This window comes from Paenibacillus lentus (assembly GCF_042714055.1).
In the GTDB taxonomy this organism is placed as follows: Bacteria; Bacillota; Bacilli; order Paenibacillales; family Paenibacillaceae; genus Fontibacillus; species Fontibacillus lentus_A.
Map to the genome: position 1 here is coordinate 228,617 of NZ_JBHGVC010000002.1, position 15,389 is coordinate 244,005.

Annotated in this window: 12 protein-coding genes; 11 read left to right on the forward strand and 1 reads right to left on the reverse strand. The window is 50.2% G+C overall.

The features are described 5' to 3' along the window. The first annotated feature begins 61 nt into the window (after positions 1–61). From ACE3MQ_RS04655 to ACE3MQ_RS04690, 8 genes are all read left to right on the forward strand, one after another. Positions 62–3,928, forward strand: a complete 3,867-nt coding sequence (locus ACE3MQ_RS04655) for a DNA polymerase III subunit alpha (protein WP_379391133.1) — start codon at positions 62–64, stop codon at positions 3,926–3,928. Between the two features lie 843 nt (positions 3,929–4,771). After that, positions 4,772–5,260 (forward strand): phosphatidylglycerophosphatase A family protein, encoded by a 489-nt coding sequence (locus ACE3MQ_RS04660; protein ID WP_379391135.1) that lies wholly within the window; start codon positions 4,772–4,774, stop codon positions 5,258–5,260. Between the two features lie 135 nt (positions 5,261–5,395). Continuing rightward, positions 5,396–5,584: a glutamate decarboxylase gene (locus ACE3MQ_RS04665; RefSeq protein WP_379391137.1), complete on the forward strand. Its 189-nt coding sequence runs from the start codon at positions 5,396–5,398 to the stop codon at positions 5,582–5,584. 86 nt (positions 5,585–5,670) lie between these two features. Then, positions 5,671–6,564 (forward strand): acetyl-CoA carboxylase, carboxyltransferase subunit beta, encoded by an 894-nt coding sequence (accD, locus tag ACE3MQ_RS04670; protein ID WP_379391139.1) that lies wholly within the window; start codon positions 5,671–5,673, stop codon positions 6,562–6,564. After that, positions 6,565–7,662: an acetyl-CoA carboxylase carboxyltransferase subunit alpha gene (locus ACE3MQ_RS04675; RefSeq protein WP_379391141.1), complete on the forward strand. Its 1,098-nt coding sequence runs from the start codon at positions 6,565–6,567 to the stop codon at positions 7,660–7,662. A gap of 133 nt (positions 7,663–7,795) precedes the next feature. Then, a complete protein-coding gene (pyk, locus tag ACE3MQ_RS04680) occupies positions 7,796–9,217 on the forward strand; it encodes a pyruvate kinase (protein WP_379391143.1) in 1,422 nt (473 codons plus the stop codon). Positions 9,218–9,327: 110 nt separating this feature from the next. Beyond that, positions 9,328–9,747 carry an acyl-CoA thioesterase gene (locus tag ACE3MQ_RS04685; protein ID WP_379391145.1) on the forward strand — a complete coding sequence of 140 codons (420 nt, stop codon included), beginning with the start codon at positions 9,328–9,330 and terminating at the stop codon, positions 9,745–9,747. A gap of 98 nt (positions 9,748–9,845) precedes the next feature. After that, positions 9,846–10,238 carry an FxsA family protein gene (locus ACE3MQ_RS04690; protein ID WP_379391147.1) on the forward strand — a complete coding sequence of 131 codons (393 nt, stop codon included), beginning with the start codon at positions 9,846–9,848 and terminating at the stop codon, positions 10,236–10,238. Positions 10,239–10,302: 64 nt separating this feature from the next. On the opposite strand, the gene ytvI is transcribed toward ACE3MQ_RS04690, so the two are convergent. Beyond that, positions 10,303–11,421 (reverse strand): sporulation integral membrane protein YtvI, encoded by a 1,119-nt coding sequence (gene ytvI / locus ACE3MQ_RS04695; protein ID WP_379391149.1) that lies wholly within the window; start codon positions 11,419–11,421, stop codon positions 10,303–10,305. A 447-nt stretch (positions 11,422–11,868) separates the two neighbouring features. On the opposite strand from ytvI, the gene citZ reads away from it, so the two are divergent. The 3 genes from citZ to mdh all read left to right on the forward strand — a co-directional run bounded on the left by citZ (position 11,869) and on the right by mdh (position 15,325). Further along, entirely contained in the window at positions 11,869–12,981 is a 1,113-nt protein-coding gene (citZ, locus tag ACE3MQ_RS04700) for a citrate synthase (protein ID WP_379391151.1), read from the forward strand. An 85-nt stretch (positions 12,982–13,066) separates the two neighbouring features. Beyond that, positions 13,067–14,362, forward strand: coding sequence for an NADP-dependent isocitrate dehydrogenase (gene icd, locus ACE3MQ_RS04705; RefSeq protein ID WP_379391153.1), 1,296 nt, complete (start codon positions 13,067–13,069; stop codon positions 14,360–14,362). A gap of 21 nt (positions 14,363–14,383) precedes the next feature. Continuing rightward, positions 14,384–15,325 carry a malate dehydrogenase gene (gene mdh / locus ACE3MQ_RS04710; protein WP_379391155.1) on the forward strand — a complete coding sequence of 314 codons (942 nt, stop codon included), beginning with the start codon at positions 14,384–14,386 and terminating at the stop codon, positions 15,323–15,325. Positions 15,326–15,389 lie beyond the last annotated feature (64 nt).

Genomic DNA, 15,389 nt, shown 5'->3' on the forward strand with positions numbered 1-15,389 from the left:
GCGCTCTATCTTCTGTGGGGGCGCCTCAATAAAAGTTTTGTCTTGGAAAGGAAGGAGACGCATGGACGAATTTGTTCACTTGCACGTGCATAGCGAGTACAGTCTGCTGGATGGTGCCGCCAGACTTCAGGATTTGGTTGCCAAAGCGGCAAGCTTCGGAATGAAGGCGTTGGCGTTAACCGATCATGGAGTCATGTACGGGGCGGTTCCTTTTTATAAATATTGCAAGGCAAACGGCATCAAGCCGATTATTGGCTGTGAAATGTACTTTACGGCCGGTTCTCGCAAGGAACGGGGAACTCGCAAAGACCAGCCGATCCATCATTTGATTTTGCTGGCCAAAAACGAAACGGGTTACCGGAACCTCATGAAGCTGTCTTCGATCGGCCATCTGGAGGGCTTTCACTATAAGCCACGGATCGATTGGGAGGTGCTCGAACGGCACAGCGAGGGACTGGTATGTTTAAGCGCTTGTCTGGGGGGCGAGGTACCGCAGCATCTGCTGCATGGCCGGTACAATGAGGCTCGCAAGGCAGCACAGCGTTACCAGGCGGTATTTGGCGAAGATTTTTATATCGAGCTTCAGGATCATGGCATTCCGGAGCAGAAAAAAGTGCTTCCCGAGCTGATCAAGCTGGCTCGCGAGCTTGATGTGCAGCTGGTAGCCACGAATGATGTGCATTATTTGAACCAAGAGGATGCCGAGGTACAGGATGTTCTCATTTGCATCGGTACAGGCAAGACGGTTGAGGACGAGGAACGGCTGCAAATACCAACCGATCAGCTGTATTTAAAAAGCGGCGCAGAAATGGCGGCGCTGTTCCCATATGTTGCCGAGGCCGTCGCTAATACGAAGGCCATTGCGGATAAATGCAATTTAGAGCTTCAGTTTGGACGGCATATCCTGCCGGCCTATCGCCCGATCCCGGAGGGGATGACAGCGGAAGCTTATTTGGCCTCGTTGTGTGAAAAGGGGCTTGAAGAAAGATACGGCCATCTTGACAATTGGCAGCAGGAGCATACGAGAGAGCCGTTAAAGCAGCGGCTTCATTATGAATTAAATGTCATCGGGAATATGGGATTCTCGGATTATTTTCTGATCGTTTGGGATTTTATCGCCTATGCCCACAGGCAGGGCATTGCTACCGGTCCGGGACGCGGTTCCTCTGCCGGAAGCATCGTGGCCTATGTATTAAACATTACGGACGTCGATCCGATGAAATATAATCTTTTGTTTGAGCGGTTTCTAAATCCTGAACGGGTGACAATGCCGGATATCGATATCGATTTCAGCGATGAGCGGCGGGATGAAGTCATTGCTTATGTCGCGGACAAATACGGCGCCGAGCACGTGGCGCAAATTATTACGTTCGGTACCATGGCCGCGCGCGCTGCCGTGCGCGATGTTGGCCGCGTGTTAAACGTTCCGTTCGGCGAAGTGGATAAAGTGGCGAAGCTGATCCCTGGAAACCTCGGCATGACGATCGAGCGGGCGATCAAGGAGAGCCCGGAGCTGAAGGGGCTCTATGAGTCGCAGCAGCGGATTCAAGGCCTGCTCGACATGGCCCGAAAGGTGGAAGGGATGCCCCGCCACGCCTCGACTCATGCGGCCGGCGTCGTTATTTCGCGAGATCCGCTGACGGATACGGTGCCGCTGCAGGCTAGCGGCGAAGGGATGCCGCTTACCCAGTATTCCATGGAGCATCTGGAGTCGATCGGACTGCTCAAGATGGACTTCCTGGGACTGCGGACGCTTTCGATTATCGAGCGTTGCCTGAACTGGATTCGCGAGCAGGAAGGGGAAGTTCCTGATTTCCGCCATATTCCCTATGACGACCCGGCGACGTACGAAATGCTGGGAAGGGGAGAAACGACCGGCGTGTTCCAGTTGGAGTCGGCGGGGATGAGACGGGTGCTCAAGGATTTGAAGCCTTCCGTCTTCGAGGATATCATTTCTGTTAACGCCTTGTATCGTCCAGGCCCGATGGAGTTTATTCCAAAATATATAGCTGGCAAGCACGGTCAGATCACCGTGGAATATCCGCACGCCGATTTAATACCGATCCTTCAGGACACTTACGGCATCATCGTGTATCAGGAGCAAATTATGCAAATCGCAGCGAAAATGGCGGGATTTTCTCTCGGTGAAGCCGATTTGCTTCGCCGTGCCGTCTCGAAGAAAAAACGCGAGGTGCTGGATGAAGAGCGAGGACATTTCGTCGCGGGAAGCTTGGCTAAAGGCTATCCAGAGGAAGATGCGAATGCGGTCTATGATATGATCGTTCGGTTTGCCGATTATGGATTTCCTCGGGCACACGCTGCGGCGTACGGAGTTCTTGCCTTTCAGACGGCTTATTTGAAGGCGCATTATCCTGTCCATTTTATGGCGTCAATGCTGACTGCCGTCATGGGCAGCCATCGCAAGGTGGCTGAATATATTATCGAGTGCCGCCGGATGGGAATTACGGTATTGCCGCCGGATGTGAATGAGAGCAGCGTTTTGTTCACGCCCCGGCTGATCAAGGTGTCCCGAACAAAAGGGAATCAGGACAGCATGGGGGTGGGTGCGGACACTTCCGATGCTTGGAGCCATTCGACTGGCGATGATGAGGCTAGCGGCGATGACGGGAGCGAGCAGGCAAAGAGCTTGGCTGAGCGTGATACGGGGGCTTATGGATCGTATGAAGACGATTCTAGCAATGAATCCTCCGCGGGTGCCGAGGAGGCTGTGCAGGGCGTGATCAGGTTCGGCCTGGCCGCGATCAAGAACGTTGGAACCCAAGCGATGGAGAGTATTTTGCGGGAAAGAAGGGAACGGCCATTCGACAGCCTGCTTGATTTTTGCCGACGGGTTGATTTGCGAACCTGCAACAAGCGTGTGATTGAATCGCTCATTCAAGGGGGAGCGTTTGATTCCCTGCCGGGTCATCGTGCTCAATTGCTCGCTATGCTGGACGAGACGGTCGAAGCGGCGCTGAAGTGGCGCAAGGAGCGGGAGGATTTGCAAATTCAATTATTTGATTTTGTGGAGACGCCAAATTGGAATATCGCTTATCCGGAAATCCCGCCGTTTAGTGCAGGGCAGCAGCTTGATTTGGAGCGGGAGCTGCTAGGCCTGTATTTATCCGGTCATCCCCTGGATGATTACGACGAATTTCTCGTGAGCGAAGGGATCGATCGGCTTATGGATTTAGCGGAGAGTCCCGATGGAAGCAGGACTGTAGTCGCCGGCATGGTCGTATCGGTGAAGACGATCACGACGAAGCAGGGCAAAGCGATGGCCTTCATGGAGCTGGAGGATCAGGTCGAGCGCTGCGAGGTTGTGCTCTTCCCTGAAATATGGCGGCGCAGCGGGGAGTTGGTCGCCAAGGGCGCCCTGCTCGCGCTGCGCGCCACCGTCCAGCAGCAGGACGAAGGCTTCAAGCTGCTGGCGGACGAGCTCGCGCCGCTAAGCGCCGCGAGCCTCGCGCAGCTTCGGCGCAGCCGCGGGGCATCCCCCCGCGGCGCGAGCGGGGCCTCTGCGCAGCCGCAGCCTGCAGCCCAGCGCGGGAACGACGCCGCGATGGCGGCGTCCTCCCGCACGGCTGCAGCGCAGCGCAGCGAGGCCCCGGTGGCTGCGGCCGGCACGGCGGCGCAGCCCCATGCCCCCCGGGCGGCCACGGCTGCGCCGGGCGCCCCCGATGTGAAGACGCCCGCGCAGCGGCAGCGCGTCTTCATCAAGATCTCGGCGGCGGCGGAGAACGCCCGCCTGCTGGAGAAGCTGAAGGCATTGCTTCAGCTTCATCCAGGGCCTGTGGCGACGGTGCTCTATTATGAGAGCACCGGGAAGCTGCTCGCGCTGAGCGAGCGCTACAGCATCAAGCCTTCGCCGGAGCTGTTTCAGGAGATGGAAGACATGCTTGGTGCTGGAACAGTGAAGGTCAAATAAGAAATGAAACGAATTTACACGATCAGGTGGACACAGGCAGATTCATGTCGAATATACGTCGCTGTAACCGTCAGTTATGTATGACATGATAGTATATTTGTAATTTACCGGTGGGTACTACCAAGGCTTAGGCGCTCTTCCGAGGCGTTATAGGCGCATAGAGAACGCTAGGCTGGGTCACCTGACCGTAAGTCCCGAAGGAGCCGTATTCCTGCAGTTTAGGAATAGGGCTCTTTTAGTTAGTTGTGAGAAGTATTAACTATTCCAATTCATAGATTAGTATGCGTTTACATATTCTACTAAAATATTTCGGGGGCAGTTTTTATGAACATTTTGCTGCATTCCTGCATACACTTAGGAACACAATATTTACGTTGTCCCAGTCAATCTTTTCGAACGAAGTCCGTTGAATAGTTAAGTGCTGCTGGTTTTATCGTTGATTGGTTCTTTCGTTTAAAGCTATGGTCGGAATCCTAGTATTGGAGCGGTCTACCCATCTACCCATCGACTGAATCTCCCAATCGCGCTCAGATCCTATTCTATGATCGACAGGCGGGCCATATAGCACCAGGGTGGACACTACTATCGATCCTCTCAATTACGCCCAGGCTGGAACTACCTTCGAATGGTACACCGAATCACGTCCAAGCTGTGCTGCCTTCGATCGGTTCATTCAACGGCCCCGGGCTGCCGCACAGCCGTATCTATTTTAGACGGAGGGACGGCAACAAGCCGACAGCACTCTCTTAGCGGTATAGAAGCAGCTTTGCAAGCGGTTCGAAAGCTTATTTAGAAGGACAGGCGATGTGTATTAGTCTATTCAGTATGCGGGAGGAATGACAGATGTCTTATGAGATTGCCAAGGCTCAGTTGCTCCGTAGAGGGGTTACTTTGGAGGATATTGCCGAGATTGTTTATTCGCTGCAAAAGGCTTATCATGCTGATCTGACTATGGAGCAGTGTGTCGATAGCGTGAAGGCCGTCTTGCAGAAACGGGAAGTTCAATATACTTTATATACAGGGATTGCCCTGGATGAAATGGCGGAGAGGAAGCTCCTGCCAGAGCCTCTGCAGGCGATCATGGAGGCGGATGAGCCGCTTTATGGGGTCGATGAGACGATGGCGCTGGGCATTACCAGCGTATTCGGCATGATCGGGCTGACGAGCTTCGGCTATCTGGACAAGGTAAAGCCCAAAATCATAGGTAAACTGAATGGGAAAGGGGAACGAATTCACGTTTATCTCGATGATTTGGTAGCAGGACTTGCAGCCGCAGCCTCAGCAAGGATCGCCCATAAAAGTGATTCCGCGAACTGTTATTTTACGACGTAATGCCTGTATTTTCCAAATCCCCCGGTGAAATGCATTTTAGCTTTCCGCCCTTTGTTGCGGTATTTTTGAAAATTATGTTATCATTACTCTATTATACGGGCTCAAAACGAAAGGTTAGGGGGCTTTGGTAAGGACATGTGGACTGTAATGTATATTGCGCCTACCGCCAAAATTGCGGATATGATTAAAGCGAGGCTTACGGAAGAAGGCTTTCTCGTCCAAACACGTCCTGTCAATTTATCGAAACAGCAGTTTGAAATTTTAGTTCCTTCGGGCGAGCTCGAAGAAGTTCAAGAAGTGCTGAATTCCATTTTGCATCCTTGAGTACAAGGTGAGGGCAAATCAGTAAAAGCGATGTATCCTTGACTGTAGGTGCGGCCTATTAAATTAACGGCTGAAGAGGTGTAGTTGTGTTTAAAGATTTGTTCCATAAAAAAAGAAAATACGCGACCATTCCTTCAGGAAGTCTAGGGAATGAAGACAGTGTCCAGCCGGAGGAAAGACCCAAGCGCGAGATTCCAGAAGGCCTGATGAATAAATGCGGCAAATGCGGGAGCATTCAGTACAGCAAAGAGCTGGAAAAGAACCTGAAGGTATGCCCTTCATGCGGTTATCACATGCGTCTGAATGCGCTTGACCGGATTCGTATTACACTGGATGAGGGCAGCTTCATCGAATATGATGCTGACTTGGTATCCGTAGATCCGCTGGAATTTCCAGGCTATGCCACGAAGCTTGAGCAACAGACGCTGAAATCGGGCCTTCGCGAGGCTGTGGTTACCGGACAGGGCACGATCGGGGGTTTGCCTGCGGTCGTAGCCGTCATGAGCTTTGACTTCTTTACGGGAAGCATGGGCTCCGTCGTCGGCGAGAAGATAACCCGGGCGATCGAAGCCGCTACGGAGCAGCGGCTTCCGCTTATTATTTTCTCGACCTCGGGCGGTGCCCGCATGCAGGAGAGTATTCTCAGCCTGATGCAGATGGCCAAGACAAGTGCTGCTCTGGCTCGGTTAAATGAACAAGGCGGACTCTACATTTCGGTCATTACGGACCCGACCACAGGGGGCGTATCGGCTAGTTTTGCCATGCTTGGAGATATTATTATCGCTGAGCCGGGAGCGGTATTCGGGTTCGCTGGACGGATCGTCATCGAACAGACGATACGCCAGAAGCTGCCGGATGATTTTCAGACCGCAGAGTTCAATTTGCAGCATGGGCAACTGGATATGGTCGTCCACCGCAAAGAGATCAAAGCGACGCTATGCAAGCTGCTTGATCTGCACGGTGTGAAGGGAGGAGTATAAGTGGCTGGAGAATTGCCTTTTGAAACGTCCCTCGTGAAGCTTCGTGAGAAGATCCTGGAGCTTGAGCAGTTCGGCAATGAGAAGGGAATCGATTTTACCGAAGAAATCGCGAGGCTGGAGGAGCGCTATAAGCAGCTTGAGGATGAGATTTACAGCAATATCTCGCCTTCGCAGAAGATGCATTTGGCGCGCCATCATCAGCGCCCTACGTCGCTTGATTTAATAAATCTTATTTTCACTGATTTCATCGAGCTGCATGGCGATCGGGTATTTGGCGATGATTTGGCCATCGTAGGCGGACTGGCTAAATTAAACGGCATTCCGGTTACGGTTGTAGGCCAGCAGCGCGGTAAGGATACCAAGGATAATATTGCCCGTTTCTTCGGAAGTCCTCATCCGGAGGGGTTTCGCAAGGCGCTGCGCTTAATGCACCAGGCCGAAAAATTCAAACGCCCGATTGTTACTTTTATCGATACCAAAGGAGCCTATCCTGGCATTACGGCCGAGGAAAGGGGACAGTCCGAAGCGATAGCAAGAAATCTTCGCGAAATGGCGATGCTGCGCGTGCCCGTTATTTGCGTAGTCATTGGCGAAGGCGGCAGCGGGGGCGCACTGGCGTTAGGCGTGGGAAATCGAGTAATTATGCTGGAGAACGCCATTTACTCCGTCATCTCACCGAATGGAGCCGCTTCTATTTTATGGAAGGATGCCTCCAAAGCCGATCAGGCGGCGGAAGCGATGAAAATTACCGCCCAAGATCTGCTCTCCATGGAAGTCATCGAGGAGATCGTGCCTGAGCCTCGCGGCGGAGCGCACCGGGACTATGAGTCCACGGCAGAAGCGATCAAGTCTGCATTGGTTCGCCAGCTTGAGGAACTGTCCGATCTGAATCCGGACGAGCTGCTTGAAGATCGATATCATAAGTTCCGTAAAATCGGACGGTTTGCAGAGAACCGCAAATCCGATAAGCTTCTGGAGGAAGTCGTAACAAATGCTGTAGATTCCCCAGACGATCCTGTCGATCATCCAGTAGAGGAAAATGAAAAAGACATAGAAAAAAACACTGTAACAGATGCTGCGACAGTGGGTAAAGAGTAGTATGAAAAAAGTATAAAATGTCTTAGTTCTTGACGATATGACAAACTTCCTATACAAAATGGGAAAACTATAGTAAATTTAGATGTTGGAAAAGACGATATAGAGAGAACAAAACAAAACGGAGGAAACCCAAATGCGCAAAACAAAAATCGTATGTACTATCGGTCCTTCAAGTGAATCGTTAGAGAACACCAAGAAACTGATCATGGCCGGAATGAACGTCGCTCGCCTTAACTTCTCCCATGGAGATTTTGAGGAGCATGGCAATCGAATCAAAGTGATTCGCCAAGCGAGCGAAGAGCTGGGGAAATCAATCGCCATACTGCTGGATACGAAAGGTCCAGAAATCCGCACCGGCAAATTGAAGGAAGAACCGATTGAGCTTGTGCAGGATGAATTCATTACCTTGACGACGGAGGAAATTCTCGGCGACAAGGATCGCATCTCGATCACTTATCAAAATCTTCCACAAGACGTGGAAGTAGGTTCAACCATTTTGATCGATGACGGATTAATTGGCCTTACCGTAGTTGATATCCAAGGTACTGAAATCAAGTGCCGCGTGATCAACGGCGGTCCGATTAAAAGCAAGAAAGGCGTTAACGTTCCTGGAGTCGACATTTCCCTTCCGGGCATCACGGAGAAAGATGCTAACGATATTCTTTTCGGGATTGAACAAGGCATCGATTTCATTGCCGCATCCTTCGTACGTAAAGCTAGCGACGTTCTTGAAATCCGTCAATTGCTTGAGCGTAACAACGCAGCCCATATTCAAATTATCTCCAAAATCGAGAACCAGCAAGGGATTGACAATCTGGATGAAATTCTGGAGGTTTCCGATGGCTTGATGGTTGCTCGTGGAGACCTTGGGGTTGAAATTCCTGCTGAGGACGTACCGCTTGCCCAGAAGAAAATGATCGAGAAATGCAACCGGGTAGGTAAGCCTGTTATTACAGCAACGCAAATGCTGGATTCCATGCAGCGCAACCCAAGACCGACGCGCGCGGAAGCAAGTGACGTAGCGAATGCTATTTTTGACGGCACTGATGCGATTATGTTGTCTGGTGAGACAGCAGCCGGTAGATATCCGGTTGAATCCGTGTTGACGATGTCCCGCATTGCAGAGAAAGCAGAATCTGCATTGGAATATCGTGAGATTTTCATTAAGCAAAGCAATGCGCAGCAAACTACGGTTACGGAAGCAATCAGCCAGGCTGTTGCCAACTCTGCGCTTGAATTGAACGCTAAAGCGATTATTACATCTACGGAAACGGGTTATACGGCGCGCATGGTGTCGAAGTATCGCCCTAAGGCTCCGATTATCGCTGTAACTACGCAGGATAACACGCTGCGTCGTCTAGCCTTGAATTGGGGAGTTACGCCGGTTAAGGGGAATGTAGCTTCTTCTACGGATGAGATGTTCGATAAGGCTATGAAGGGCGGACTCGATAGCGGTGTGGTCAAAGAAGGCGATCTTGTTGTGATTACAGCAGGGGTTCCGCTTGGCCGTTCCGGTTCCACGAACCTGGTTAAAATTGGCCAAGTTCGCAAATAGCTTGCGATAGCTTATATACGATTAAGGATATATGGACAAAGGCAATGGGCATTCCGATATAGCGGATACCATTGCTTTTTGTTTCATAGAGCAGAAGGAGGAGGCTTTACATGTACGTCAGCGAGCAAGTGATCGTCCCTAAGTATTTCGAATTCGACATGATGGGTATTATTTACCATGCTCATTATTTGGGGTGGTTTGAGCTGGGGCGAACGAAGCTTTGTGAGGATCTCGGGTTTAAATACATCGATATGGAACGAGCCGGCTATATTTCTCCGGTTCATGAAATGAACGTGAAATATCATAAAGGAATTACATACGGAGACGAGGTCGTGCTTAAGACCTGCATTTTGGACAACGGCGGCGTGAAGACCGTGTACGGATACGAGCTTTTTAACGGCGAAGGCACGCTATGCGTCGAAGGAAAGTCCTCCCATTACGTTGTACGGCGTGAGGATTTTAAGCCCGTTGCCTTCAAAAAAGTTTTCCCTGACTGGTATGCTGCATTCGATCAAGCGAGTAAACTTTGAAAAAGTGCGCATGAAGCGGTAAAATACTCTTTAAACACTTAATCAAAAAGAGAACCTTTTAGCTGCCTCTAGATGTTTGATTGTAAAGGAGTTATTACATGCGCAAATGGATCCCTGTCATTATTGCTCTGATTTCTGTCGCCGAATTTTGGGCTTACGTCGAAGTGGGTGAACGACTCGGAGTTGGAAAGACGATATTTCTTACCCTGGCTACCTCGATTATCGGGGGACTGATGATGCAGTTTGAAGGACGTAAGGTCATGGTTGATGCGAAGGCGCAAATGAGCGGAGGACAGGTTCCTGGCCGAATGATGCTGGACGGGATCTGCGTGTTCGCAGGCGGCATCATGCTGCTGGCTCCCGGTTTTATTACGGATATCGTTGGTTTTACCATGGTATTCCCGTTAACGAGACCGATCTATCGGCTGCTGCTCATGAAGTGGATCGGAAAGAAAATTAAAGAAGGTAAAATTACATTTTTTCGCCGATAGAACAGTACTTGGTTGCAAGCCGGACTCCTGGGAGTTCGGCTTTGCCTGTTTATGCGGTAAACAGCTAGCGGAGCCGGCCGTTCACGATATAGTTTCGCATATCCCGAATAACCCCGGCGCGAATAATGGCGCCAATAATGACCAGGGAGACAGGGCCTATAATGAGCCCAAGCACGCCGAATAGCTTAAGTCCTGCGAACATGGCGATCAATACGGGGAGCGGCTCAAGTCCTACGCTTGTGGCAAGCACCTTCGGCTCAATGAGCTGTCGGGCGATGAGGATAAGGCCGTACAGAATCGACAATCCGATACCGAGAGAAAGATCCCCGCTGACATAAGCGTAAATCAGCCAGGGAAGCATGATCGTTCCGACGCCGAGATAAGGCAGCAGGTCTACGAACCCAATTAAAATAGCGTAGGTAAAAGCGGACTCGACCCTCAAAATCAGCAATCCAACCAGCACGATGACAGCCGTTATTGAAATCATGATAAATTGAGTCGTCAGGTAGCCGAATAACGCTTTTTGCAGGTCATTCCAGATTTCACGGGCGGTTTGTTGAAAGGGCTCGGGGATGAGGCGGGCGAGAAAAAGCATATTTTGGTTCCAGTTTTTACTCATGAAGAAGGCTGCGAGCAGAATAACAAGCAAAATGATTCCAAGACTGGGCAGGGAGGTTAACAAATTGACGACGCCATTCAACAGGCTGGCAACGGTGCGGGAAATGGCAGTGCTTATATTGACAGCAGTAGAATCGATGTTTTTATGCAGGGTATTGGAGTAGCCGGGATGGCTTGCGATGAAGCGGTTGATTTCATTCATGATGCTTTGAAGCTTCTCGTTTTGGCTCCATTCCATGAAGACGTTTTTCCATTTTTCGATGCTTAGATCCAAGGATTCCGTGACATGAATCAGTTCCTTGACGAGTCGGGTTATGGCTGCCGAGAAGACGATAATCGTGCTTCCGAAATAAACTAACAGAGCAAAGGTTACGGCCAGCCAGCGGGGCAAGCGCAAATGAATTTCACACCATGAAACGAAAGGGTTCATGATATACGCGACGAGCCAGGCAATGAGGAAGGGGTACAGCAAAGGAATGAGCCAGTAGGCGAGCAGCAATAGAGCAATGAGCAGTAAGCATACCCAGGTGCCTCGCAGCACGCGCTTGACGAATACATTGTCCAAGTTGTCGTCCCCTCCTTCCTAAGATATAAGAAAGTATAAGTTTCAAAGACTCCGCTTTCCTTATATCACAAGAAAAACTATCCCTAATCGCAGCTGGCTTCTTCGGAAGTATGCCGATAGATGTTTTTCTTATTTACTCTATTAGCTCGATCGGACGAGTATGACGGAAATCCATAAAAGTTTGTCTAGAGTGACAATTGTCATTGCAATTCGAAATCGTTTACAAAAAAACTTTATAATAGTGATAAAACATTTTGATAAACGGGTTTCTCTCAGATTGTTCCCTTGCTTCTCGAAATCCAGTATGATGATTTAGGGGGCTTTTAGAGCGACTTTATATTTAATCAGGCATCCTCCAGCCATATTTTAAAAATTTTAATCTTTTAAAATGTAAATGTTTTCATCCGCTAGTTTGATCATAATTTTGTTACAAAGGAGAGATATACTATGACAGCTACCAAAGGCCTTGAAGGTATTGTGGCGGCTACATCCTCGATTAGCTCCATTCATGACGGCGTTCTCGCCTATCGCGGGATTAATATCGATGATTTGGCAGAACGTGCAAGCTATGAAGAGACCGCTTATTTACTTTGGTACGGCAAATTGCCTACGAAATCACAATTGTTGACTTTGCAGCAGCAGCTCAACGATAACGCAGCAGTACCGCAAGCGGTATTGGAGCAAATGAAGCTGTACCCGAATGATGCTAATACGATGGCCGTGCTGCGGACCGCCGTGTCGGCTCTTGCTTTGTATGATGAGACAGCAAATGATATTTCCCGGGAGAGCAATCAGTTGAAGGCGATCAAGCTCCAGGCTCAGCTTCCTACGCTGATCGCTGCTTATGCGCGCATCCGGGATGGCAAGGAGCCGATTGCTCCGCTTAAAGATGTATCGCTCTCGTACAATTTCCTCTACATGCTGTCCGGCGAGAAGCCGGATGAGGTTGCTGTTCGTGCCTTGGACCAAGCCCTGGTGCTTCATGCGGATCACGAGCTCAATGCCTCCACCTTCTCGGCGCGTGTCACTATTGCCACCTTGTCCGATATTTATTCTGGAATTACTTCTGCCATCGGTACGTTAAAAGGCCCTCTGCATGGAGGAGCTAATGAAGCCGTTATGAACATGCTGAGCGAAATCGGCACGCTGGATAAAGCGGAGTCCTATATTCAGAAGAAGCTGAACAATCGGGAGAAAATTATGGGCTTCGGCCACCGGGTATATAAGAACGGTGACCCTCGTGCCAAGCATCTGCAGAAGATGTCCCGCGAGCTCAGCGTTTTGAAGGGCGATTCTACTTTGTATGATATTTCCGTAAAGGTAGAAGAGCTTGTAACCGGACAAAAAGGATTGAAGCCTAATGTGGACTTCTATTCCGCCTCCGTTTATACGCTGCTAGGCATCCCTAGCGATCTGTTTACGCCAATCTTTGCGATCAGCCGTCTTTCAGGCTGGACTGCCCATATTTTAGAGCAGCTGGATGACAACCGGATCATTCGTCCACGCGCTGACTATACCGGTCCAACGAACCAAAGATACATCCCAATCGATATGAGATAATAGAAATAGGTAACCGGTCTTCAATCTATGATAGAATGGAGACCGGACAAGTACTACTAATTTAAACGAGGAGGAAACCATCAACATGTTGAAATTAGAAAAATTTGCTCTGCCAACAGAAGGGCAGAAAATTGAAATTCAGGACGGCAAGCTGCAGGTGCCTAACAATCCAGTTATTCCATTCATCGAGGGCGATGGCACAGGCCGCGATATTTGGAAGGCTTCCAAGCGCGTATTGGACGCTGCAGTCGAAAAGGCATACGGCGGCGACAAAAAAATTGCCTGGTACGAAGTGTTCGCCGGCGAGAAGGCCTACAATACATACGGAGAGTGGCTGCCAGCCGATACGCTGACCGCGATCCGCGAGTATATTGTAGCGATCAAAGGGCCGCTTACGACGCCAATCGGCGGTGGTATCCGTTCTTTGAACGTGGCATTGCGCCAAGAGCTTGATTTGTATGTATGTCTGCGTCCTGTACGTTATTTCAACGGTGTACCGTCTCCAGTCAAGCGTCCTGAGCTGGTAGATATGGTCATCTTCCGTGAGAATACAGAGGATATTTATGCGGGTATTGAATATAAAGAAGGTTCCGAAGAAGTGAAAAAGGTGCTTTCGTTCCTGCAAAACGAAATGGGCGTAAGCAAAATCCGTTTCCCGGAAACTTCTGGAATCGGAATCAAGCCAGTTTCAGCAGAAGGCTCGAAGCGTCTCGTTCGCGCTGCGGTTGAATACGCAATTAAGCATGAGCGTAAGAGCGTAACTCTTGTGCACAAAGGCAATATCATGAAGTTCACGGAGGGAGCCTTCAAGAACTGGGGCTATGAAGTGGCGGAAGAGGAATTCGGCGATAAGGTATTCACATGGGCACAATACGATCGGATCAAAGAAGAGTCCGGAACGGATGCTGCCAACAAGGCACAGCAAGAAGCGCAGGATAGCGGCAAGATCATCATCAAGGATGCCATTGCTGACATCGCTCTGCAGCAAGTTTTGACCCGTCCAACGGATTTCGATGTTATCGCGACATTGAACCTGAACGGCGACTACCTGTCCGACGCGCTTGCAGCTCAAGTAGGCGGTATCGGTATTGCACCGGGAGCGAACATCAACTATGTGACCGGCCACGCGATTTTCGAAGCTACGCATGGTACGGCTCCTAAATATGCGGATCTGGACGTGGTTAACCCTGGTTCCGTCATTCTGTCCGGCGTTATGCTGCTTGAGCATCTGGGCTGGCAGGAAGCGGCCGACCTGATTTACAAAGGACTCGAGACATCGATTAACAATAAGACCGTTACCTATGACTTTGCACGTCTGATGGATGGCGCTACAGAAGTGAAATGCTCTGAATTCGCCGATCAAGTAATCAAAAACATGTAATATTAGGAGGTCTTGACTATCGTGGCCATTCGGCGAAAAAAAATCACGGTCGTCGGTGCCGGATTTACCGGCGCAACGACGGCGCTCATGCTGGCACAAAAAGAGCTTGGTGATGTCGTTCTGCTGGATATTCCGCAACTGGAGAACCCGACTAAGGGCAAGGCGCTGGACATGCTGGAAGCTAGTCCTGTCCAGGGCTTTGACAGCAGCATCGTAGGCACATCCTCCTATGAGGATGCCGCTGATTCCGATGTCGTGATCATTACGGCAGGAATTGCCCGCAAACCGGGAATGAGCCGCGATGATCTTGTAAGCACGAATGCGGGGATCGTTCAATCGGTGTGCGAGAACGTGAAGAAGTATTGTCCGAACTCCATCGTCATTATTTTAAGTAATCCGGTTGATGCTATGACATACGCGGCTTATCAGGCGCTTGGCTTCCCTAAAAATCGAGTGATCGGTCAATCCGGAGTTCTCGATACGGCTCGATATTGCACATTTATCGCACAAGAGCTTAACGTATCTGTTGAAGACGTTCGCGGCTTCGTGCTTGGCGGCCACGGCGATGATATGGTGCCGCTTGTACGCTACTCCAGCGTAGGGGGCATTCCGATTGATTCACTGATCTCGAAGGAGCGTATCGAAGCGATCGTTCAGCGCACTCGCGTAGGCGGCGGAGAAATCGTTAACCTGCTCGGTAACGGTAGTGCATACTATGCGCCGGCAGCCTCCCTCGTCCAAATGACCGAAGCGATCCTGAAGGATAAGAAACGCATTCTACCGGTCATCGCTCTTCTTGAAGGCGAGTACGGCTATAACCATCTGTTTATGGGCGTTCCCGTCATTCTGGGCGGCGATGGCATCGAAAAAGTATTCGAGCTGGAATTGACGGCTGAAGAGAAGGCTGCATTGGATAAATCTGCGGACTCGGTACGCAGTGTTATCGCAGTCGTTAAAGGCTAAATTCTATATTGCGGATCAGGGATGAGCAAACCTCTCTTAAGAGAAGGTTTGCTTTTCTATAGTG

Excerpts from the sequence above, each read along its gene's own strand:
- ACE3MQ_RS04655 (WP_379391133.1), top strand. The coding sequence starts at position 62 with ATGGACGAATTTGTTCACTTGCACGTGCATAGCGAGTACAGTCTGCTG.
- ACE3MQ_RS04660 (WP_379391135.1), top strand. The coding sequence starts at position 4,772 with ATGTCTTATGAGATTGCCAAGGCTCAGTTGCTCCGTAGAGGGGTTACT.
- ACE3MQ_RS04665 (WP_379391137.1), top strand. The coding sequence starts at position 5,396 with ATGTGGACTGTAATGTATATTGCGCCTACCGCCAAAATTGCGGATATG.
- pyk (WP_379391143.1), top strand. The coding sequence starts at position 7,796 with ATGCGCAAAACAAAAATCGTATGTACTATCGGTCCTTCAAGTGAATCG.
- ACE3MQ_RS04685 (WP_379391145.1), top strand. The coding sequence starts at position 9,328 with ATGTACGTCAGCGAGCAAGTGATCGTCCCTAAGTATTTCGAATTCGAC.
- ACE3MQ_RS04690 (WP_379391147.1), top strand. The coding sequence starts at position 9,846 with ATGCGCAAATGGATCCCTGTCATTATTGCTCTGATTTCTGTCGCCGAA.
- citZ (WP_379391151.1), top strand. The coding sequence starts at position 11,869 with ATGACAGCTACCAAAGGCCTTGAAGGTATTGTGGCGGCTACATCCTCG.
- icd (WP_379391153.1), top strand. The coding sequence starts at position 13,067 with ATGTTGAAATTAGAAAAATTTGCTCTGCCAACAGAAGGGCAGAAAATT.